Annotated in this window: 20 protein-coding genes; 8 read left to right on the top strand and 12 right to left on the bottom strand. The window is 59.2% G+C overall.

Annotated elements, in window-relative coordinates:
• The first annotated feature begins 398 nt into the window (after window positions 1–398).
• Window positions 399–1067, top strand: coding sequence for a polysaccharide lyase family 7 protein (locus tag ACODS3_RS11970; RefSeq protein ID WP_201018464.1), 669 nt, complete (start codon window positions 399–401; stop codon window positions 1065–1067).
• Here ACODS3_RS11970 and ACODS3_RS11975 read toward each other — a convergent pair.
• Both ACODS3_RS11975 and ACODS3_RS11980 read right to left on the bottom strand, forming a co-directional pair.
• Window positions 1064–2455 carry a heavy metal sensor histidine kinase gene (locus tag ACODS3_RS11975; protein ID WP_304574336.1) on the bottom strand — a complete coding sequence of 464 codons (1392 nt, stop codon included), beginning with the start codon at window positions 2453–2455 and terminating at the stop codon, window positions 1064–1066. The two genes, ACODS3_RS11970 and ACODS3_RS11975, sit on opposite strands and share 4 nt — an antisense overlap.
• The gene (locus tag ACODS3_RS11980; protein ID WP_201004637.1) at window positions 2428–3123 is read right to left on the bottom strand and encodes a heavy metal response regulator transcription factor; all 696 of its coding nucleotides are present in this window, start codon (window positions 3121–3123) and stop codon (window positions 2428–2430) included. The genes ACODS3_RS11975 and ACODS3_RS11980 overlap by 28 nt, the downstream gene beginning before the upstream one ends.
• 202 nt (window positions 3124–3325) lie before the next feature.
• Between ACODS3_RS11980 and ACODS3_RS11985 the strand changes: the two genes are divergently transcribed.
• From ACODS3_RS11985 to ACODS3_RS11995, 3 genes are all read left to right on the top strand, one after another.
• Window positions 3326–3931 (top strand): hypothetical protein, encoded by a 606-nt coding sequence (locus tag ACODS3_RS11985; RefSeq protein ID WP_201004635.1) that lies wholly within the window; start codon window positions 3326–3328, stop codon window positions 3929–3931.
• Between the two features lie 142 nt (window positions 3932–4073).
• Window positions 4074–4697 carry a cytochrome b/b6 domain-containing protein gene (locus ACODS3_RS11990; protein WP_489034400.1) on the top strand — a complete coding sequence of 208 codons (624 nt, stop codon included), beginning with the start codon at window positions 4074–4076 and terminating at the stop codon, window positions 4695–4697.
• On the top strand, window positions 4690–5460 hold the full coding sequence (locus ACODS3_RS11995; protein ID WP_201004632.1) for a molybdopterin-dependent oxidoreductase: 771 nt from the start codon (window positions 4690–4692) through the stop codon (window positions 5458–5460). Before ACODS3_RS11990 ends, ACODS3_RS11995 begins: the two co-directional genes overlap by 8 nt.
• Window positions 5461–5540: 80 nt before the next feature.
• On the opposite strand, the gene efeO (ACODS3_RS12000) is transcribed toward ACODS3_RS11995, so the two are convergent.
• The 6 genes from efeO (ACODS3_RS12000) to ACODS3_RS12025 all read right to left on the bottom strand — a co-directional run bounded on the left by efeO (ACODS3_RS12000) (window position 5541) and on the right by ACODS3_RS12025 (window position 13094).
• Window positions 5541–6365 carry an iron uptake system protein EfeO gene (gene efeO / locus ACODS3_RS12000; protein WP_489034403.1) on the bottom strand — a complete coding sequence of 275 codons (825 nt, stop codon included), beginning with the start codon at window positions 6363–6365 and terminating at the stop codon, window positions 5541–5543.
• A gap of 29 nt (window positions 6366–6394) precedes the next feature.
• Entirely contained in the window at window positions 6395–7705 is a 1311-nt protein-coding gene (efeB, locus tag ACODS3_RS12005; RefSeq protein WP_201018469.1) for an iron uptake transporter deferrochelatase/peroxidase subunit, read from the bottom strand.
• A 22-nt stretch (window positions 7706–7727) separates the two neighbouring features.
• Entirely contained in the window at window positions 7728–8936 is a 1209-nt protein-coding gene (gene efeO / locus ACODS3_RS12010) for an iron uptake system protein EfeO (protein ID WP_489034405.1), read from the bottom strand.
• Window positions 8937–8944: 8 nt separating this feature from the next.
• The gene (gene efeU, locus ACODS3_RS12015; protein ID WP_489034407.1) at window positions 8945–9793 is read right to left on the bottom strand and encodes an iron uptake transporter permease EfeU; all 849 of its coding nucleotides are present in this window, start codon (window positions 9791–9793) and stop codon (window positions 8945–8947) included.
• Window positions 9794–10219: 426 nt separating this feature from the next.
• Window positions 10220–11389, bottom strand: a complete 1170-nt coding sequence (gene ampC, locus ACODS3_RS12020) for a class C beta-lactamase (RefSeq protein ID WP_489034409.1) — start codon at window positions 11387–11389, stop codon at window positions 10220–10222.
• Window positions 11390–11648: 259 nt separating this feature from the next.
• Window positions 11649–13094, bottom strand: coding sequence for a SulP family inorganic anion transporter (locus ACODS3_RS12025; protein ID WP_304574330.1), 1446 nt, complete (start codon window positions 13092–13094; stop codon window positions 11649–11651).
• A gap of 174 nt (window positions 13095–13268) precedes the next feature.
• Here ACODS3_RS12025 and zapE point away from each other — a divergent pair, with 174 nt between their 5' ends.
• A complete protein-coding gene (gene zapE, locus ACODS3_RS12030; RefSeq protein WP_304574329.1) occupies window positions 13269–14384 on the top strand; it encodes a cell division protein ZapE in 1116 nt (371 codons plus the stop codon).
• A 12-nt stretch (window positions 14385–14396) separates the two neighbouring features.
• Here the strand turns inward: zapE and rarD are convergent, their stop codons facing one another.
• A complete protein-coding gene (rarD, locus tag ACODS3_RS12035) occupies window positions 14397–15281 on the bottom strand; it encodes an EamA family transporter RarD (RefSeq protein ID WP_489034412.1) in 885 nt (294 codons plus the stop codon).
• Window positions 15282–15598: 317 nt separating this feature from the next.
• Here rarD and ACODS3_RS12040 point away from each other — a divergent pair, with 317 nt between their 5' ends.
• On the top strand, window positions 15599–16750 hold the full coding sequence (locus tag ACODS3_RS12040; RefSeq protein ID WP_201004623.1) for an MFS transporter: 1152 nt from the start codon (window positions 15599–15601) through the stop codon (window positions 16748–16750).
• A gap of 161 nt (window positions 16751–16911) precedes the next feature.
• On the opposite strand, the gene ACODS3_RS12045 is transcribed toward ACODS3_RS12040, so the two are convergent.
• Entirely contained in the window at window positions 16912–17745 is an 834-nt protein-coding gene (locus tag ACODS3_RS12045; RefSeq protein WP_201018476.1) for a PhzF family phenazine biosynthesis protein, read from the bottom strand.
• Window positions 17746–17822: 77 nt separating this feature from the next.
• Window positions 17823–18305, bottom strand: coding sequence for a multidrug/biocide efflux PACE transporter (locus ACODS3_RS12050; protein ID WP_304574328.1), 483 nt, complete (start codon window positions 18303–18305; stop codon window positions 17823–17825).
• Between the two features lie 98 nt (window positions 18306–18403).
• On the opposite strand from ACODS3_RS12050, the gene ACODS3_RS12055 reads away from it, so the two are divergent.
• Window positions 18404–19279: a LysR family transcriptional regulator gene (locus ACODS3_RS12055; protein WP_201018478.1), complete on the top strand. Its 876-nt coding sequence runs from the start codon at window positions 18404–18406 to the stop codon at window positions 19277–19279.
• A 469-nt stretch (window positions 19280–19748) separates the two neighbouring features.
• Here ACODS3_RS12055 and ACODS3_RS12060 read toward each other — a convergent pair whose 3' ends face one another.
• A complete protein-coding gene (locus ACODS3_RS12060) occupies window positions 19749–20645 on the bottom strand; it encodes a LysR family transcriptional regulator (protein WP_201018479.1) in 897 nt (298 codons plus the stop codon).
• A 202-nt stretch (window positions 20646–20847) separates the two neighbouring features.
• Between ACODS3_RS12060 and ACODS3_RS12065 the strand changes: the two genes are divergently transcribed.
• Complete coding sequence (locus tag ACODS3_RS12065; RefSeq protein ID WP_489034416.1) at window positions 20848–22191, top strand: FG-GAP repeat domain-containing protein; 1344 nt, start codon at window positions 20848–20850, stop codon at window positions 22189–22191.
• Window positions 22192–22273: the final 82 nt, after the last annotated feature.

The raw sequence follows: 22273 nt of genomic DNA on the forward strand, positions 1-22273 counted from the left end.
TTGCTGTGCCCAAAAGGCGATGAACGGTCGTCGTGACAGTCCGTGGTGTGAAAAGTGCCTGGACTTTTAAAAATAATTGCTACCGTCTGTCGGTAAATTCCCGCAAAAAACAGCCGTTCTGGCGATGGCCATTCAAAAAAATGACGCGATCCGTTTGTGATCATTTCCAAATGAATGGCCGCTTAGAGCAAAAATCGCAGTTGTCAAACTTTGGATACAAATAACATCAAAGTAGTGGCTTTGGGGTGTTGATGACTTTCTTTTGACGCCAATTTAACGTTGGGCGGTGTTTAAAAAAGAAACGATTCAGCCGATAGTCAGGACGAATCCAGCGGGCGCCGAACGCCCGTTCCAGAGCCATCCTGCCGGTGCGAATTGCGCACCTTGCGAGCAACCCCATGATCGACCTCGCCACCTGGAATTTGTCCGTACCCGTCGGAACGCCAGCCACCACCATCGATACTCCCAAACTTATGGGCGGTTATCAGGATGGTTACTTTCGCTCAGGAAACACGCTGTTTTTCTGGGCGCCGGTTACCGGCTCCACCACGGAAAATGCCAAGTACCCGCGTACCGAGTTGCGCGAGACCACGGCGGATGGTCGAGCCTACAACTGGGCTTACTCGAGTGCGGACAATTTTCTGCGTGCGTCGCTGACGGTCAATCAGGTGCCTTCGAGCGGCAAGATCGTGATTGGCCAGATCCACTGCTACGGCAGCACCGAGCCGTTGCTCAAGGTCGAGTACCAGTTCAAGGAGAAGTTGCAGACCGGCAATATTGTCGCCAAGTTTCGACGCAGCCCGGATGCAGAAATCGAAGTCATCATGATTGCCCAGGGTGTTCCGCTCAACGAGCGCTTCAGCTACAGCATCCACCTGACGCCTGGCGGGAGTCTCACGGTCAATGCCTACGACCATATCTGGAACGCCAGCCTTGATTCGGCCTGGAGCACCAAGCTGTTCTACTTCAAGGCGGGGGTCTATACCCAGGACAACACCGGGTACACGACTGAAGGGGGCGCGGCTACGTTCTACAAGCTGACCATTGCCCACGACAAGAAGGCTTAACCGGTAAATACCAGGCTGAAGCAGATTCTCCCGGCCTTTGGCTGCGCGACTTCGACGCGACCTCCATGCAAATGCATGATCGCCGCGACGATGGCCAGCCCGAGGCCGTTGGAGTCGGAGCTTTCATGGCGCGACGAGTCGCCCCGGTAGAAGCGGTCGAACAATCGGTCCAGAGTTGCCGCAGGCAAGACGGGGCCTTGATTTTCCACTTCGATCCGCTGTTCATGCTTGAGGGACACGACTCGTACCAGAATCCGGCTGCCTTCGTCGGCATAGCGGATAGCGTTGGCGACCAGATTGCTCAAGGCCCGGCGCAGCAGGATCGGGTCGGCGTCCAGCTTGCCCTGGCCGCTGGCATGCAGTTCCAGTTGCCGCTCTTCGGCCAGCCCCTCGAAATAGCCCGTGACCCGTTGCAGTTCGTCCTGCAATTGCAGTGGCTGACGCTCCAGCACCGCCTGAGCCTCGTCGGCGCGAGCCAGGAACAGGATGCTTTCCACCAGCCGGGAAATTCGCTCCAGTTCTTCAAGGTTGGAGGCCAGCAAGGCTTGATAGTCATCGACGCTGCGATTCTGGCGCAACGCGACCTGACAATGCCCCATCAGCGAACCCACCGGGGTGCGGATCTCGTGGGCCAGATCGGCGGAAAACTGCGTCAGGCGCTGATAGCCGTCATCCAGCCGGTCAAGCATGGCATTGAAGGCGTCGCTCAGTTGTTGCAATTCCACCGGAGTGTTTCGGGTATCGAGACGGTTGTGCAGGCTGGTCGGAGAGATACCGGCCGCATGGGCTGCCATCTGCCGCAACGGGCGCAAGCCGCGTCGCAACAGCACATAACCCAGCAAGGCCGTCAGTACAAAGGTCAGCGTCATCGCGGCATAGATGCGTTCACGGAAACTGGCGAGCATGGCCATTTCCTTGACCATCAGGTGCGCGGCCTGCAAGCGCAATTCGACGCCATGGGACATGGCCTGCACCGACGCCGCCCGCAGTGGTACGCCTTGCAGGCTCATGCCGCTGCGCAGGTCGCTGACACTGAGGGGCTGATCCTGAGCGACCGTCGGCAGCTCCGGCAGCGGAGCGCGTTGCGGGTTCACCACAATCACCGGCGGCTTGCCCGGTTCGCCAATGATGAAAATGTCTTCTTCGCTGTCGAGCATGTTCTCGAACAACTGCGGGCTGCCCTTCAGGGTGTCCAGGGTCAGGTCATAGCGCAGCAGTTTGCGAAAATGATCCAGGCGCGCGAGCACCGCATGGTCGCTGCGCTGCATGACGGTCTGCTTGATCGACTGATACAGATACAACCCCGCACCACCAACGGTGAACATGGCCACCAGGGCAAAAGCCAGGGTCGAGCGCAGGGTCAGGGAAGGCTGGCGTCCGGGTTGCATGGCCGTACCTCGCAGACGTAACCGATACCGCGCACGGTATGGATGAGCTTGATCGGGTAGGGCAGGTCGACCTTGCTGCGCAGGCGCTTGATTGCCACGTCCACCACATTGGTGTCGCTGTCGAAATTCATGTCCCAGACTTCGGAGGCGATCTGTGCCCTGGACAGCACATCGCCCTCGCGACGCAGCAACAGATGCAGCAGGGCGAACTCCTTGTTGGTCAGGACGATGACCTGTTGCTGGCGGGTGACACGGCGGCGCAGCAGGTCCAGCTCCAGATCGGCCAGATGGAAATGGTCGGCTTCGCGCACCACGCCCCGGCGCAGGATGGTGCGGATGCGCAGCAGCAGTTCGGTAAAGGAGAAGGGTTTGACCAGATAATCGTCGGCACCCAGTTCCAGGCCGCGAATCCGGTCCTGCAACTGATCCCGTGCGGTCAGAAACAGCACCGGCACATCCTGTTTTGCACGCAGTACTTCGATGATCTGCCAGCCATCGATACCGGGCAACATCACGTCCAGCACGATCAGGTCGTAGCGGTTTTCCAGCGCCATGTGCAGGCCGTCGGCACCGTGTTGAGCCCAGTCGACCTGATAGCCGGATTCGCCGAGGCCCTTTTTCAGGTACTCGCCGGTTTTGGTGTCGTCTTCAATCAGCAGGATATGCATTGTTGCGCTGGCTACACTCTGGCTGGCGCCATCAATCGCGCCGGTGCCGGCAGTCTACCCAGTTGCCAGCCGCGAGTCGGTGACATTTTTGTCATTGACCGGCCCGGTTTCGAGAATGACAAAAATGTCATTGGCGGGTCATTTTTCAGTACCGGTAGCGGAGCAATGATGGCGCTCCATTCAATCTGCCAGGGAATAACCGATGAAGACTGCGCTTTCCACTACCTTCGGCCTGCTGTTGCTCAGTGCCGCCGTCATGACCCAGGCCGCTGATCTGCCGGTGGTCAAACCGATGCGTGGCACGGTCGAGAGCCTTCAGGCCGACACCTTGAGTTTCACTACTCGTGCCGGCCAGCACCAGAGTATTCAACTGACTGAAAAGACCGGCATCCGTCTGGTTTCCAAGGCTGATCTGGACACCATCAAGCCGGAAAGCTTCGTTGGCTCGGCAGCCATTCCTCAGGCTGACGGTACGCTCAAGGCGCTGGAAGTCACCGTATTCGAAGCCAGCCTCAAAGGCAGCGGCGAAGGCCACTACGGCTGGGAAAACGCCGATGGCAGCACCGGCACCATGACCAACGGCACGGTGGGCACCCTATCCAAAGCCAATGGCCGTACCTTGAGCGTGCTGTACAAGGGCGGCGAGAAACAGTTGGTGGTGCCGGAAGATGTGCCGATTGCCTACGTCGAGCCGGGCCAGCGCAGCGAGTTGAAAGCGGGCGCGAAAATCGTGCTGTTCCCGGCCGATGACGGCAAGTCCGCTCGCGGGATTGCAGTGGGCAAGGATGGGTATACCCCACCGATGTAATCGAACGCGCGTAGGAGCGACCGGGCGGCGATCCGTCGGGCGGCGATCCGTTTCATTCGCGAAACGTTTCTTCGCGAATGAATTCGCTCCTACGGTTTGCCTATCGGTCAAGGCATACCTCCCACGGCACGAGAGGACAATCATGAAAACCCGTCCCATTCATCCCTGGCCCGTGCGCCTGACCCATTGGGTCAATGCCGTGGGCATGGTCTGCATGTTCATGAGCGGCTGGGCGATTTATAACGCTGCGCCGCTGATGGCTTTTACCTTTCCCAAATCGCTCACCCTCGGCGGCTGGCTGGGGGGGGCGATTGCCTGGCACTTTGCGGTGATGTGGCTGCTGGTGATCAATGGCCTGGTTTATGTGCTGTATGGCGTGTTCAGCCGCCACTTCAAGCGCGACTTGCTGCCGGTGCGTCCTGCCGAGGTGAAGCGCGATATTGCCGATGCCTTGCGCTTTCGTCTGGCCCATATCAAAGGCCGTTACAACGCGGTGCAACGCCTGATGTACTGGCTGGTACTGGCCATGGGGGTGTTGATCGTGTTGTCCGGGCTGGCGTTGTGGAAACCGGTGCAGTTTCAGGAACTGGCCAGCCTGATGGGCGGCTACGACGCTGCCCGCTGGGTGCATTTCGGCGCGATGGCGGCCATCGGAGCATTCGTTATCGTTCACCTGGCACTGGTCGTGCTGGTCCCGCGTACCTTGTTGCCCATGATTACTGGCGGGCGTCTGCCGGCTGAAAACGGAAACCCCGGCCATGAATGAACCTCGTAAACGCATCACCCAGCGCATCCGTCTTGAGCCTGCACAACAGAAGCAACTGGTGGATATCCAGCGCCGTTCGTTCCTGCGCGCCGGGCTGACGGTGGGGGCCATGTCGATGCTGACCGGCTGCAATCTGCAGGATGGCGATCAGGTGGATAAAGCACTGTGGGCCATGTCGCGCTGGAATGACCGGGTTCAGGCCTGGCTGTTCAACGGCCAGAAACTGGCCCCGACCTACAGCAAGGCGCAGATCACCAATCCATTCCCGTTCAATGCCTTTTACCCGGAATACAACGTGCCCGAGGTCGAGCTGTCCGACTATCGGCTGGCGGTGTCGGGGCTTGTGCGCGACAAGCAGCCATGGACGCTGGAAGCCCTGCGCAAACTGCCGCAACGCACCGATATCACGCGCTTGATCTGCATCGAAGGCTGGAGCGCCATCGGGCAGTGGGGCGGCGTGCCGCTCAGGACTTTTCTGGAATATATCGGTGCAGACACTACGGCGCGTTTTGTCGGCTTCAAGTGTGCCGACCGTTACTACTCAAGCCTGGACATGCCCACGGCCCTGCATCCACAGACCCTGCTGGCGCTGGACTTTGGCGAAGTCGCCTTGCCGCCCGATTACGGCTACCCGCTGCGGGTACGGGTGCCCACCAAACTGGGCTTCAAGAACCCCAAGCATATCGTCGAGATAGTCGTGAGCAACGAGAATCCCGGCGGGTATTGGGAAGATCAGGGGTATAACTGGTTTAGCGGGATTTAAACAAACACCATATCCCCGGTAGGAGCGAATTCATTCGCGAAAAATGGCCTTCGCGAATAAATTCGCTCCTACACGCCATGTCAATTCAGGCCCAATTTCCCGCGCAAGGTCGACAGGTCTTCGGCCAGTGTGTTGACCGGGCCGACCAGTGCCTTGCGGTCGTTTTCCTTCACTTTGTCATAGGTCTCGAAGCCACCATCTTTGGTCTTGTACTTGGCCAGGATCTTGTCCACGGTGGCGAAGTTCTTGTCGACCTTGGTGGCAAAAGCCTTGTCCTGTTTCTCGATCTGCGGGCGGAACAGGTCGACGATTTTCTTCGCGCCGGCGATGTTGCCCTGGAAGTCATACAGGTCGGTATGGCTGTAGCGGTCTTCTTCGCCGGAAATCTTGGTGGCGGCGACTTCTTCCAGCAATGCGGCAGCACCGCCGACAACTTTCTCCGGCGGGAAGGTCAGGTCGGCGACGCGGGCTTGCAGGTCGTTCACGTCGGCCATCAGCTTGTCGGCAATCGGGCCTTGGTCCTGGGTGGTGTTCTGCGAGAACAGGGCATATTCCAGACGATGGAAGCCGGTGAAGTCTTCGGCTTCAACGCCTTGCTCGTGATCGTCGACACGGGAGTCGATGGACGCATCAAGGTCGCTGAACAGCTCGGCAATCGGTTCTACCGACTCGTAGTAGACCCGCGTGGGTGCGTAGAGCTTCTTGGCGGTGGCGATGTCGCCTTTCTTGACGGCGTCGGTGAATTCTTTGGTGTGGCTGACCAGTTCATCGATGTTTTCGGTGACGTAGATCTTGTAGTCCGAAACCGGGCCGACCAGATCCAGTGGCGCCGTTGCGGCGAAAGCCGCCAGTGGGGTCTGAAGCAAGCCAAGGGTCAGCAGCAAAGCCAGAGGCGTCTTTTTCATGGTGCTCTTCCGGGTGAGGTGATTGAGGGTCATGCGGTTTGGGCAGTTGGTGCTGCGGCCAGCAATGAGCGGCCGATAAAATCCTTGTCGCCGGTCACGCCGGGCAGGGTGAAGAAATAGCCGCCGCCGAAAGGCTTGAGGTATTCCTCCAGCGGCTCGCCATTCAGGCGGGTCTGCACGGTGATGAAGCCTTTTTCCAGATCGCTCTGGTAGCAGATGAACAGCAGACCCATGTCGAGCTGGCCGTTCTTGTTGACGCCGTTGGAGTAGTTGAACGGACGGCGCAGGATCAGGTTGCGCTGGGTTTCGGGCGTGCGCGGGTTGGCCAGGCGGATGTGCGAGTCCATACGGGTTTTCTTGCCGTGCGGGTCGGCTGCATAGTTCGGCACGTCGCTTTCCACCTTGCCGTCCATGGGGGCGCCGCTGCTCTTGGTGCGGCCGAAAATGGATTCCTGTTCCTGCAAGGGCGTGCGGTCCCAGCGCTCGACGAAGTTGCGGATGAGCCGCACCGCCTGGTAGCTGCCATTGGCGGCCCAGGCGGGTTCGTCGCTGCCGGGCTGGACCCAGACCAGTTCGTTCATGGTCTTCTGGTTATTGGAATCCGGGTTGGCCGAGCCGTCACGGAAGCCCAGGAAGTTGCGCGCACTTTCCGCTGGCTGGCCTGGCTTTTTGGGGGCCTGGGCCGGCACCGTGCCTTCCTGTTTCCAGCGCACCAGCAGCAGGTCCGGCAGGTTCTTGACGATATCGCGCAGGGCGTGAATGTTGGTGTCGGGAGTGTTGGAGCAGAACTGGATGCTCAGGTCGCCGTGGCAACTGCTGGCCTCCAGCGCATCGTTCGGGAAACCTGTCATGCGGCTCAGGCGTTTGGGTTTGACCGAGGCCAGGCCAAAGCGCTCATCGAACAGGGATTCGCCCACCGAAACCGTGATGGTCAGGTTGTCCGGGGTGACCACCGGGCCAAGGATGCCCGAGTCCAGCGGCGGCAGCTTCGGATCGACCTCGGCCACCGGGCCGCCGGTCATCAGAAAGGCGATGCGTTCGTTGAGGGTGCGGAACATGCGCTCCAGGTCTTCACGATCGGCTGCCAGCACATCGAAGGCCACCAGCATGCCCGCGGCCGGACGCGGGTTGACGATGCCGCTCTGGTGAATGCCGTGGAACGCATTGTGGTCCTGGGTCTTGTCGCTGTTCGGTGCTTCGGTGACCTGAGCGGTGGAGGCGGCCAGAGCATTGCCGCTCAGGCTGCTGCCCGCCAGTGCTGCACCGGCGGCACCCAGCCCCAGCAGAACACGGCGACGCTGGAGGGAGTGGGGCGCGTTATCGGATTCCGGGTTTTTCATCGTAGTCACTTGTTCACATCTGTCAGAGGTCGGAGAGGCCGAGAGCCGAGTCGATTCCGTCGAGCGCATCGGCCAGAGCCTTGGCTTTGTCGGCTATCGATTGACGCTGCGTTGCATCGACCTGATCGTAAGGTCGATAGCCATCGTCTGTTTTCAGTGCCTTGAGTTGTTCATCCAGAGCGTTCGATGCGCTGTCGATGCGCTGCAACTGGGCGCCTGCGCTCTTGGCCAGCAGCGGACGTAACAGGTCAATGACCTTGCGTGTGCCTTCCAGATTGGCGGCAAAGCCATTGAGGTCGCTGTGGCTGTAGCGCTCTTCTTCACCCTTGCTGCGCACTTCCGCCAGGCTGTGCATGTTGCGGGCGACGATATCGGCCAGTTGTTCCGGGGCCAGGGTCTGCGCCAGCAGTTGCTGCTTGAGGCTGGTGACATCGGTTTGCAGGCGCTGCGCCACGGGGGCGAGGCCTTCGATGTTGCGTTGCTGGAACAGGGCGTATTCGATGCGATGGAAGCCGCCGAAGCCCGGGTCTTGCTCGCGTTTTTCGTAGTAGTCGGCGCGGGCGTTGATGGCGTTGTCCAGTTCGGCCAAGCGCTGTGCGGCAGGGGCAATGCGCTGATAAAGCGTGCGCGCCGGGGTGTACGCTGCTTGTGCTGCGCTCAGGTCATTGGCTTCGATGGCCTGTTGCAAAGCGTTGACGGCCTTGATCAGCGCCGAGCTTTGCTGGCTCAGGTACACGCGGTATTCGGACAGCGGGCCGATAAACGCCACCATGGACGGACGCGCTTTTGCCTTGGCTTCAGACTCGGCAGTCGGGGTGACATGCAAGGTGCCACGCGGGTTGCTCAGCAGGCCGCAGGTGATGGCGTAGTCGCCGGGCTGCAAATTGGCATTGATCACCTGGCTCAGGCCGGGCGCGATGTTTTCCCGCTCTTCGACCACCAGCACGCCATCGAGAATTTCCCATTCGACGGCACGTTCGGAGCGGTTGACGATGCGAAAGGCGTTCTTGCCAGCAGGCACGGTCAGTACGTTGGGCTCACAGTTGTGGGTGTGGATGTTGACCACGGTTTCGTTGCCGCTATTGGCGGCACGCTTTTTCGATGCCACTTGCGAGGCGTAGTAGAAGAGTCCACCGGCAGCGATCATCAGGATCACAGAACCGGCGACGGCCAATCGCAAGGCACGGGGAGGCCTGGCTTTACCGGAAAGCTCAGAGGAAGGGTTCGACATGTAGGCCCTTATTCGTTTGTGACGGAAGTGGGGGAGTGCTGCTGTTTTTCTGTAGGGGTGTGGGGCAGAAAGAACAGCACCAGCGCAACGATCAGGTAGATCAGGTAGGCACTCAGGGTGCTGACGGTCGGTGCGTCCTGATAACCGAACATGCCAGCCAGTATCGAGCCGAGCGGGCCGTCCATCGGCAGGGTTGCGCTGAAGTCGATGACCACATCCTGCAAGTGGTTCCACACACCGGCTTCATGCAGTGCCTGCACGGAGTTGGAGAGAATCCCGGCAGCAACCACGAGGATGAACAGCCCGGTCCAACGGAAGAACAGGCCGAGGTTCAGGCGCATGCTGCCGCTGTAGATCGCCACGCCGAAACCGATGGCCAGCAGCAGGCCGAGCAGGGCTCCCAATGGCGCGCTGGAGCCTTCGCTCTGCTGGAAGACGGCGAGCAGGAAGAAAACGGTTTCCAGGCCTTCGCGGGCCACGGCGAAGAACACCATGGCGATCAGGGCGTAAGTCTGGTTTTTCGAGCCGGCAAGGGCGGCGTCCAGTGAGGCGTGCAGAGCGTGCTTGATGGAGCGCGCCACCTTACGCATCCAGAACACCATGGAACTGAGAATGCCGACCGCTATCAGGCCGACGATGCCCTCGAACAGCTCTTGCTGCTTTTGCGGGAATTCGGCGCTCATCAGCTCAAGGCCACCGCCAACGAACAGTGCCAGGGCGGCGGCGAGAAATACGCCGATCCAGACCGCAGGCATCCACTCGCCGCGGCCGGTCTGTTTCAGGTAACTGGCGATGATGCCAACGATAAGCGCGGCTTCAATACCTTCGCGCAGCATGATCAAAAACGGAACAAGCATGGTTCACCGGGGTAAAGGCTTCAGGGTGAGATGTTTCAGCGAGGTGTTTGGCTGAAACAATAAGTAACATAATGATACTCATTCCCGAATGAGAGCCAGTGGTTTTTCCGGTGATACCGATGCTGTTCAGGTCAGGTTCAGGTAGTGAGAGCGGTGCTCCGTAGGAGCGAATTCATTCGCGAAGACAGTGTTTCAAACGACATATATCTGTCGGATGTACCTGACCTTCGCGAATGAATTCGCTCCTGCCGGGTAATGTCGATCAGTTAAGGTCAATGAATCACTTTGTGGGAGGCAGCTTGCTGGCGACTTCACGGACAGACGCAGAATATCTGCCAGTTTCAGGCCTTTTTCGCCAGCAAGCTGCCTCCCACACGTGTTGTTTGTGCCTTGACTGATCCGCATTACTCCTGCCGGGTTTGCTGTTCAGCCCTTTGGTAGCGAGCAGCAGCCCAGTTCATTGAGGATGCGATACGCCAGGCGGACCCGTGCTTCATTGGGGTAATTCCTGTTGGCCAGGATCACGATGCCGAGTTTCTTGGCGGGTACAAAAGCGATGTATCCACCAAAGCCATTGGTCGAGCCGGTCTTGTTGATCCAGACGTCTTGCTGCGCAGCAAGGGGTGGACTCAAGGCTGTGGCGGGCCGGGTTTCGTAGGCCATCTTGTTGGAGTTGCCTTCGAGCAGTGTTTCCAGTCTGACAGGGAGTGTGTACTGCTCCCAGATCAGGTCCTGGGTCATGGAGCCTGATTTGAAATAGCCGATCCGGGTGTCCGCGAGGGCGCGTTGCAGCGCGGGAGACGTCTGCACCATGCCCATGTTCGCTTCGACAAAGCGGATCAGGTCACCGCTGCCGGACTTCATGCCATAGGCTTCTGCGGCCAGTACACCGGGATTGAGCCTGACGGGCTCATCCTGCTTGTTGTAACCCTGCGCATACCAGGACTGCCGGTTGGCAGGCACATCGAGGTAGCTGTTGGTCATGCCCAGTGCCGGGTACAGATGCTGTTCCATCGCGACGTTGAACGGCAGTTTCATGCGGTTGGCCGCGATCATGCCCAGCAGGCCAATACTGGGGTTGGCGTAACTGCGGTGAGCACCGGGCAGGTATTGGGGCTGCCAGGCCTTGAAGTAGCTCATCATCTGCTCGTTATCCCGTATCGTTTCGGGAAATTGCAGTGGAAAGCCACCGGCAGTGTGGGTGCCCAGATGAAAGAGCGGCACCTTGCCCAGCCGGCTGCCGTACAACTGGGGAATATAGGTGTCGATGCTGGAGGTCAGGGAAAGTTGGCCGTTGGCTTGAGCCCAGGTGGCGAGGGTCGCGGTGAAGAGTTTGCTGATCGAGCCCAGTTCGAACAGCGTGTCGGTGCTGACTTTCTCCTGGGTGTCCTTGGACGAAACCCCGTAGTCATAGAAGCGCCGCTGGCCATTGTCGGTGACGGCAATGGTCATTCCGGGAATGTTGTACTGCTGCATGACGCTCATGATTTCGTCATGCACGGTTTTATCAAGAGCTGGCGTCTTGCTCTGGGCAACGGCGACACTGCTGACCATGAGCAGCAGTGCTGGTGCAGCATATGCTTTGATCCATTGCATTTGAAGCTTCCTCGTATTCGGTGAGGGAGCAGACCCTACCACTTGGCTTTGTACGAAAAGTGGCTGCGCTCGGTGATGCTGCGTTAAAAACAGGCTCGGAATGCTCATTTACACCAGTAAAGTCGGGCGCGACTCCGACCGTTCCTCGCCTGTTTTTGCCTTGCCTGACCTTCGCTCGCCGACTTTTCGTATAAAGCCTTGCATGAAAGGGCTCAATAAACGTTCTTTCTCAAGATATGACCCATGTGTTTCAGACCGCTCAGTTGTCATGCGCTCCGGCGCGTTTGAGCAGTTTCTTGCAGCGCTCGGACAGATGGATCACACGCAAGTGTTTCCCGGCATTGCTATAGCGTTCGCGCAGGGTTTTCAGCGCGGCAATGGCCGAGTAGTCGACGAAGTTCAGATGACGGCAGTCAATGGTGACGTTCTTCGGGTCGCTGGCCGGGTCGAACTGGTTGAGAAACGGCGTGGTGGAAGCAAAGAACAGGGTGCCATGCATCAGGTAGATCTTGCTGCCGTCCTGCTCAAGATGAGTGTCGGCGTAGAGTTCGCGGGCTTGCTGCCAGGCAAAGTTGAGGGCCGCGATGATGACGCCGAACACGACGGCTGCGGCCAGATCGGTGAGCACGGTGACGATGGTCACTGCGATGATCGCCAGTACATCGTTCATGGGGATCTTGTGCAGTACTCGCAACGAAGCCCAGGCAAAGGTCTGCTGGGACACCACAAACATCACGCCCACCAGCGCGGCAAGCGGGATGCGCTCGATCAGCGGCGACAGGAACAGCACGAACATCAGGATCATCACGCCAGCCACAACGCCGGACAGTCGACCGCGTCCGCCAGAGCTGAGGTTGATGGCTGTCTGGCCGATCATGGCGCAACCGCCCATGCCGCCGCAGAAGCCGGACACCATGTTGGCTGCGCCCAGGGCCATGCACTCGCGGTTGGAATGGCCACGGGTTTCGGTGATTTCATCGGTGAGGTTCAGTGTCAGCAGGGTTTCCAGCAGGCCTACCATTGCCATCAGCACGGCATAGGGCGCCACGATCTGCAAGGTTTCCAGATTCCACGGTATGTCGGGCAAGGCCAGGGTCGGAAGGCCACCGGCGATGCGCGCCATATCACCCAGGGTGTGGGTCGGCAGTTTCAGCAGGTACACCAGCAGGCCCACGCTGAGTATCGCCACCAGCGCCGGTGGTACGGCACGGGTCAGGCGTGGCAGCAGATAGACGATGGCCATGGTCAGGGCGACCAGCCCCAGCATCAGGTACAGGCTCTGGCCGCTCAGCCAGACACCGCCGCTCTTGAAGTGCTCCATTTGCGCGAGGGCGATGACAATGGCCAGGCCGTTGACGAAGCCGAGCATTACCGAATAGGGCACCATGCGCACCAGCTTGCCAAGACGCAGCAGGCCGAAAGCAATCATGATCAGCCCGCCCAGTATCACCGTGGCGAGCAGGTACTGCGCGCCATGCTGTACCACAAGGGCCACGATCACCACGGCCATGGAGCCCGCCGCGCCGGAAATCATGCCCGGTCGCCCGCCGAACAGGGCGGTCAGGGTGCAGATGATGAACGCGCCATAAAGCCCCATCAGCGGATTGAGATGAGCCACCAGGGCGAAGGCGATGCACTCGGGCACCAGGGCAAAGGAAGTGGTGAGTCCGGCCAGGACTTCGGTGCGGATGCGCAGTGGTTTCATGACTTACCTGAGGGCGAACGTACTGCGTTACAGCCGTCGGCATACAAAAGAAGGGTGCAGATGTTACGAAATCTGCGTTTAACCGACCAGTTAAAAAGTAGTCATGTGCGACTATCATCTGCCTCGTGCTTCTATATGCTTGCAAACTTTCCTGAAGCCTAAGGTGCGTTCTCGATGGATGTCGTGTCTCCTCTGGATGCTTATGAACGAGCGGTCCAGCGTGGTTTTCAGCCTGACGAGGCGCAACTCCAGGCTGCCCGACAGTTACAGGCGTGCTATCTGGCACTGACGCAGAACGGCGCGACCCCCAAGGGCGTTTATCTGTGGGGGCCGGTAGGGCGCGGCAAGACCTGGCTGATGGACCGCTTTTTCGAGAGCTTGAGCGTACCGGCCCGGCGTCAGCATTTTCATCACTTCATGCGCTGGGTTCACAAGCGCATGTTCGAGTTGATGGGCACGCCCCACCCACTGAAGGTCGTGGCTCAGGAACTGGGCCGCGAGGTGCGCGTGCTGTGTTTCGATGAGCTGTTCGTCACCGATATCGGCGATGCAGTGATTCTCGGCGGCCTGTTGCAGGTCATGTTCGAGGAAGGCGTGGTGCTGGTCTGTACTTCCAACCAGCCACCGGATCAGCTGTACAGCCATGGCCACAACCGTGAGCGCTTTCTGCCGGCCATCGCCGCGATCCAGCATTACATGGATGTGGTGACGGTGGACGGCGGCGAAGATCATCGCTTGCATCCCGGCCAGTTGCATCAGCGTTATTGGGTCGCCGAACCTGGCCGCGCCAGTGCGCTGGGCGACATCTTCAAGGCCTTGAGTGGCGGGCAGGCGGTGTATGACTCGCAGGTGATGCTCGGCTATCGCAGCATCAATGTGGTACAGCACACCGACACGACGGTGTGGTGCCGCTATCGCGATCTGTGCGAACAACCTCTGGCGGCCATGGATTTCATTGCCCTGTGCGACCGGTTCTCAGGGATCCTGCTCAGTGAAGTCCCGGCCCTGAGCGCAGCCCAGCGCGAAGCGAAAATCGCCCGAGGCACCGAAGACGGTGTCGAGCAGGTCGTGGCGGGGGATCGGGAGTTGCCGCAGTTGTCACCCAACGATGACGGCGTGCGGCGTTTCATTGCGCTGGTGGACGAATGCTACGACCGGCGTATCCCGCTCTATATCGAAGCGCAGACCTCCATGGAGGAGCTGTATACCCAAGGCTATCTGTCATTTGCCTTTCGCCGCACCCTCAGCCGCTTGCAGGAAATGCAACTGGAGCGCTTTACCGGGCATTGATCGGTCAGGCCTTCAAACCGCATCCCGACGGCGCTGGGCCAGCATATGCCTGGCGCCCTCGATGACCAGCACCACGACTGCCAGCCAGATCGGCAGGTAAGTCAGCCATTCGTCATGGCCAATGCTTTCGCCCAACAGCAGCGCGACACACACCAGCAGTACCGGCTCCACATAACTGAGCAGGCCGAACAGGCTGAACGGCAGAATACGGCTGGAAAGGATGTAGCTGATCAGAGCCGATGCACTGATGATGCCCAGCAGCGGGATCAGGAAGTAGAGTTTGGGCGCCTGCTGCGCAGCCAGTGGGTCGCCATTGAAAATGAACCACAGGCCAATGGGCAGCATGAATAGCATGTCGAACCAGAGCCCGCCCAGATTATCGGTCTTGAGCCTGCGCCGCAGCACGAAGTAAAGCGGGTAACCCAGGGCCACCAACAGGGTTTCCCAGGAAAAACTGCCCAGCCGCCACAGTTCATGGCCCACGCCGATCATGGCAAATGTGGCGGCGATCTTTTGCAGATGTGACAGGTGTTCGCCGTACACGATACGGCCCGTGGCGATCATGGTCAGCGGCAGCAGGAAATAACCCAGGGACACTTCCAGGCTGCGCCCGTGCAACGGCGCCCACATGAAGATCAGCAGTTGCGCGCCCAGCAGCAACGAGGACAGCAGAATGCCGAACACCAGCAGCGGCTGGCGCCTGATGCGCCCGGCCAGCGTACGCACCAGTTGCCAGTCGCCACTGACGAGCATGAACAGCGTGGCGCAAGGCACCGTCAGCAACATGCGCCAGCCGAAGATTTCCTCGCCGCTCAGCGGTGTCATCAGCGAGGTATAGAAATACAGGACCCCGAACAGCACCGAAGCCAGGACCGACAGCACGACACCTTTATACACAGCGGCCTCTTTGATGGATGGGCGAGCGGGATGCACTGCAAAGGTGCGTAGTCTAGTGCGAAGGTTTGAAAATAGCTGGAGTATTTCTGCTGTCAGGGGGGGGCGTACATATCATGAAGTGGGAGGGGCCTTGGCCGCGACTTCAGACAGGCAACACATTTTCAACGTCGGAACATGCTGTCGCGGCCCAGGCCTCTCCCACAGACACCGGATACATCGCCCCCTTTGTGAGCATTGCACATGTGGAACGCTCCCTGACTTTGCTAGTCTGTTGCGCTTGTCAGCACGATTCTGTCTGACATTCTCAAGGAGCTTGCATGACCTCTTTCAGCCACGAGGCCCAGATAACAAAGGCCCGGCAGGAGCAGTCTTCCACCCGGATAGCGTTTTTCATTGCCGGTTTCAGCGTGGCTTCCTGGGCACCGCTGGTGCCTTATGCCAAGGCCCGTGTCGGACTGGATGACGGCACACTGGGTTTGTTGTTGCTGTGCCTGGGAATGGGCTCGATCCTGTCCATGCCTTTGGCGGGTGCGCTGGCGTCGCGTTACGGTTGCCGCCGCTTGCTGGTCATTTCGACCCTGTTGATCTGTCTGTGCCTGCCATTACTGGCCACGGTTTCCAGCCTGCCGCTGCTGGTGGCGACTCTGTTTCTGTTCGGCGCGAGCATGGGCGGTGTGGATTGCACGGCCAATATCCAGGCGGTCATTGTCGAGCGGGCCAGCGGCAAGACCATGATGTCGGGGTTTCATGGCCTGTTCAGCCTTGGCGGTATCGTGGGGGCTGCGGGTGTCAGTGCCTTGCTGAGCCTGGGGGCTTCGCCGATGATCGCCATGCTGGTGGTGGTCGTGCTGACGCTCATCGCACTGGCCAAGGCTGCGCCACATCTATTGCCTTATGGCAGTCAGTCCGACGGGCCGTCATTTGCGATTCCCCGTGGCGTGGTGCTGTTCATCGGCCTGCTGTGCTTCACCGTGTTTCTCGCCGAAGGGGCGATGCTCGACTGGAGCGCGGTGTTCCTCAGTTCGCTGCGCGGTGTTGAAACGTCTTATGCCGGGCTTGGGTATGCGGTGTTTGCCGTGACCATGACCCTTGGGCGTCTGTTCGGTGATGCCGTCGTGCGGCGTGTCGGTTCCAATCGGGTCATCATTCTGGGCGGGTTGTGCGCTGCCAGCGGTCTGGCGATTGCCACGCTGGTGCCGGCCTGGGAAGCGGCTTTGTTGGGCTATGCGTTGGTGGGCGCCGGTTGCTCGAACATTGTGCCGGTCTGCTACAGCGCCGTCGGTCGTCAGAAGACCATGCCGGAAAGCGTCGCGATTCCGGCGATTACCACGGTCGGTTATGCGGGGATTCTGGTCGGGCCTGCCGCCATCGGCTTCATTGCCCATGTCAGCAGCCTGGAGCTGGCGTTCATGATCGTTGCCGTCATGCTGTTGGGCGTAGCGATCAGTGGCAGCCAGCTCAAGACCTGAGGCTTTGTATGAAAAGTGGCTGCGCTCGGTGATGCTGCGTTAAAAACAGGCTCGGAATGCTCATTTACACCAGTAAAGTCGGGCGCGACTCCGACCGTTCCTCGCCTGTTTTTGCCTTGCCTGACCTTCGCTCGCCGACTTTCGTACAGAGCCTAGGCGTTTTATAGCTTGCGCGCCATGCCCGAGACACGAATCGAACTGCCGATCTGTTCCGGGATTTCGGCGCGCAGGCGTGACGGGCTGCCCATGTCTTCGCCTTGCAGAATGTCGATGACGCCGCCGTGGGGCCAGCCGATATCACGCAGGTAACCGCCCAGCGCTGCCGTTGCTGCGCCGGTGGCCGGGTCTTCGTAGACGCCTCCAAAGGCGAACGGATTGCGGGTATGGAAGAACTGCCCGCTTTCGGCAAACGCCAGCAGGATGGTTGCCCAGCCTTCGCGCACCATCAACTGGCGTCCGGCTTCCTGGTCGTATTGCATGGCCTTGAGCTTTGAGCGGCTTTTGAGCGCCAGTACCAGATGCCCGGCGCCGCCGTTGATCGCTGCGGGTGGAATGCGTTCATCCAGATCACTGTGCTCATAGCCGAACAGGTTCAAGGCTTCCTCCAGCAATTGCGGGCTGATGGCTTTGCTATGAGTCGGTGGCGACTGCAAGGCGGCTGAGATCAGCGACCCATGGGCATGGCCTTCGACCGTGATCTGCGCCTGGTTGAGAGTGAGGTTGAACAGCCCGTCGCCCTTCAGCCCGGCCAGCGCTGCGCCGAGGGCGATGGTGGCGTGGCCGCAGAAGGGCACTTCGGCCAGGGGAGAGAAATAACGCACGCGCCAGCCACCTTCGACCGGGGCGGCGAAAGCCGTTTCCGAAAAACCGACGTCGGCGGCAATGCGTTGCATGGTGCTGTCATCGGGCAGCGCATCGCCAATCCATACACCGGCCGGGTTGCCGCCTTGATCGCCGTCGCTGAAGGCAGCCAGTTTGAGAATTTCCGTGGTCATGTCGGGCAGACCTTATCGTCACTGTGGGTCGATGATTGTGCCCGAACCCTTTCATTGCAATCCAACGGCAAATGCATTCAGGACCGTGAGGCCTCGCCACATCTGGACAGGCGGCGCTGCATGACCCGCTCGCGCACGAGGTCGTAGGCCCAGTTGAACAGCATGGTGTAAGGCAGGAACAGCAGCAGAATGCCGATATCCAGCAGGAAGGCTTCAAGCAGGCTGATGGACAACCACCAGGCGGCCAGTGGCACCACGGCGAGAATCAGCCCGCCTTCAAAACCCAGCGCATGAAGCAGTCGTTTGCCTATCGACATGGCGAAGCCGAACCGGGCTCTCAACTTGTCGAACAGGGCGTTGTAGACCATGTTCCAGATCATGGCCACCGTGGAAATCATGACTGTCATGGCCCCCATCATGCCGAGCGAATGCCCCATGATCCAGGCCAGCAGAGGCGCGATCATGATCACGCCGAACACCTCGAACAAGCTCGCATGCAGGATGCGCTCCTTGAAGGATTTGCTGGGCACAGCTGGGTGATTGTGGTTTGTCTGGCTCATTACAGATGACCTTTTGTGTTGCGGTAGAGTGCATTCTCATCGGTCATTGGGCTAAAGTGAAAATCGTTTCCATCGGAAAAACCGATAGCAGGTCGTCCATGAGTTTTTCACCCGAAGCCCTAGAAGCCTTTGCGCAGATCGTCGAACTGGGTTCTTTCAGCGCCGCTGCCCGTCGTCTGGGCAAGAGCCAGTCCACCATCAGCGAAGCCATTGCCCGGCTGGAAATCGATCTGGGGGTGGAGTTGTTTGACCGTTCTGCCCGCCAGCCGGTCCTGACCGAAGCGGGCAAGGCCATGCTGGGGCGAGTCGAGGATGTGCTCAGTGCTTCGGATCGCCTGCGCCGCACCGCCGGGCGCCTGGCGCAAGGTGCCGAACCGCGCCTGACTCTGGTGCTGTCCGATGCCAACCAGTTTTCCGAATTCGAGGCGCGCATGACGGAACTGGACCAGCGCTTTCCCGAACTTGAGCTGGAGTGCGTGTTTGCCGAGCATGGCGACGCGATCAACCTGATCCAGTCGGGGAGGGCGTCATTGGGTCTGTTATCGGCACAAGCGAGTTATCCGCCGGAAGTCGGTCATGCAACCATTGCCGAGTGCGCGGATTTCGGCCTGTTCGTGGCGCACAAACATCCGCTGGCCGCACTGGAGCAGGTGAGTTATCAGCAGCTGTCCCAATACCGGGCGTTGCGCCTCAATACCCTGATCGAGCACAGCATTCCCACCGACGATTTACCCACCAGTGGCTATCGCAACTGGTCAGCGCCCAATTACCTGTTGTTGATGGACATGGCCGCCTTCGGCTTTGGCTGGTCGGCACTGCCGCGCTGGCTGGTGTCGGGCTATGCCGGTGGGCGCTTGAAGGAACTCAAGGTTCCTGGCTGGCCGCGCAGCTCGGCAGTGGATGTGATCTGGTCGCGCCAGCGAGGCCTGGGACCGGCAGGGGCGTGGTTGCTGGAGACGCTGGTGCCAGCTTAGGCGTAATACTGATTAATCAAGGCACACACAAACTTGTAGGAGGCAGCTTGCTGGCGAAAAAGGCCTGAAAACCGCCAGATATTCTGCGTCTGTACGTGAAGTCGCCAGCAAGCTGGCTCCCACAAAGTGATTCATGACCTTATTGATCGGCTACCGGCCATTTTCTACAGGCAAATAAAAACCCGCCGAAGCGGGTTTTTCCCAAGACCATTCCAACTCCCTGTCGGCTGCCTTCCCGGCGATGGTCGATCATCCTTGATCCTGGCGAACTCCTTGTTCACCAGTTGTTGGATCCAATCTTACGGGCCTTGGCGAAGGGCAAAAAGAGCGAATTGTCCTCGGCTCGTGTAAGCCTTTGGCTATACGTCGAGGTAAAAATCTCCCACTGATGGCCGCGAGAATAAAAGGCAGGGTGTTCAAGAAAGGGTGAGCCCTGCATTGGCTGCCTCTAACGCCTTGTCATTGCTGGTTAATCCTTCCGGTAGCGCAGGGCGTCGACCAGCAGTTGAAAGGCGGGAGTATTCTGCCGACGGCTAGGATAGTAGAGGTAGTAACCCGCAAACTCAGGGCACCAGTCGTCCAGCACTCTCACAAGGCGTCCGGCTTCGACATGGCGTATCACTTGGGAGTCGAGTAGAGACGCGAGCCCGAATCCGGCAAGCGCCGCTTCCAGGATCATCTCGGGGCGGTTGAATGCAACTTGTCCCGAGACGCGAACCTGGGTCTGCCGACCCTCTTTCTCGAACTGCCACGCGGACATTCCACCCAGTGTCGGAAACCTGCGATTGATGCATTGATGATTGGCGAGTTGCTCTGGATGAGTCGGGACTGGATGCCTGGCCAGATATGCCGGTGAACCCACGATGACGCAGCGTTCCATGGGGCCAATAGGTATGGCGATCATGTCCTTGCTCACGTTCTCACCCAGGCGAATGCCTGCGTCATAGCGCTCGGCAACGATATCGACGAAGCCGTTATCGACAGTGACCTCGACTTCGATGTCAGGGTATTTGGGAAGCAGGCGATTCAGCGCAGGCCACAGGATGGTCTCGGCCACGTGATCTGCTGTCGTGATGCGGATGGTCCCGGCAGGTTTGTCACGCACATCGGTCAGGCTTTCCAACTGAGCCGTGATGTCGGCAAGCGCGGGCTTGAGTGTTTCAAGCAGCCGTTCCCCGGCATCGGTGGGGGACACGCTGCGGGTGGTGCGGGTGAGAAGACGCACGCCTAGCCGCGCCTCCAGCCTGCGGATCTTATGGCTCAGCGCCGATTGGGATGTTCCGAGACGGCCCGCAGCGCGGGTGAAGCTGCATTCTTCGGCAACGGCCACAAAAGCCATCAGGCTGCCCATCTCTTCCTGAAACATTTAGTCACCCTTGTCATGAACTGTGCGCCGATACGCCTTCAGGATCTTATAGGCTCCCCGTTTCACTGCCTATCTCCGGTTTATATATGACGTTGCGTCATATACCCATTCGATATTGCCTACTTAATCTTTCGGATCTTCCCGGTCAATAATCGGCGCTATAGCACCGCGCCGAGCGCTCGAATGACTGAAAGGAGATTTCATGAAAAGCAGCTTCTACGGACGAATGGGCTGGGTGACCTCAGGGTTCCTCTCGGTCATCTCGGCGGGTGTCCATGCCGCATCTTCCACCACCGTTGCAGATGCTTTTGACATCATCCCTGAACGACCTTCAAGCGTCTTCGCAGACGCGACCGCCACCCACGTGCCTGTCGCGCCGAGTCTCCATGCAACTGACTCGGTGTTCATCGATGTCGACAAGGACGGCGATCTGGATGTGGTGGTATCCGTCGAGCATGGTGTGAATCGCCTTTATCTCAATGACGGTCATGGCCGATTGACCGTTAAACCGGGCGCCTTTGGAACGGTGGTGCATGACAGCGAGCATGTCCGGGCCGCTGATTTGAATGCTGATGGCAACATGGACGTGGTATTCGTGGCTGAAGCCGATGAGGTGCATCAGCTTTTTCTGGGTGACGGGAAAGGCGGATTTACCGACGCCAGTGATCGTTTGCCTGAAACCAGCCAAGGCAATGCCCTGGCGTTGGGTGATGTCAATGGAGACAACCTGCCCGACATCCTGATTGGCAGCACAGGCGAAACGGATTACGCGCCCGACGCGAAGATTGTTCCAGCACGAAACCTGCTATTTCTGAACGACCCCAAGCGACCTGGCCATTTCATCAATGCCACGCAAACCCATCTGCCAAAGACCAACGATCAAACCGAAGGGGTGGTTTTGGCTGACATGGACGGTGACGGGGATCTCGATATGGTGCTGGCAAGCCCGGCGTTACCGAACCGGCTCTTGCTGAGCGACGGGAAAGGGCATTTCAAGGATGCTTCCGACCGACTCGACCTGCGCGTACCGATGGAAACCCGGGAAGTACACGTTGCCGACATGAACCGCGACGGCCATCTGGATATCGTATTTTTCAATATCACCAGCAATAACTTTGGGTGGGACAAGGATCCTCAAACCCGGATTCTGGTGAACGATGGCAAGGGGCGTTTCCTGGATGAAACAGCGCAGCGGTTCCCCGCGCACACGTTTTCAAGCTGGGCCGGGACAGTTGTGGATTTCAACGGCGACGGGCACCCCGATCTGCTCGTCGGTGCAATTCAGATCCCGGGGTTCGTTCCGCTCCAGTTGCGTGCGTGGCAGAACGATGGTCAAGGCCATTTCAAGGATGTCACCGCCGATGTCGTACCCGGCATCACTGTAGGGCGTAGCTGGAGCATGGGGCGCGGTGATCTGGACGGTGATGGCAAGGACGATGTCTTTATCGGCGGTTGGGGAACCCAGGCACGGCTGCTGCTCAGTGACAAAGAGGGGTATCGGAGTTCGTTGCCGCCCATGACGCAGTTGACCCCGGTTTCACGCTAGGGTTGTTGTGTTGGATCGATCAGGTCTTTCGAGACAGTACCGGGTGTGGAGCACGTTTCTCTGCCGTGGCACTCGACGGTAT

It is taken from the genome of Pseudomonas sp. FG43 (genome assembly GCF_057809175.1).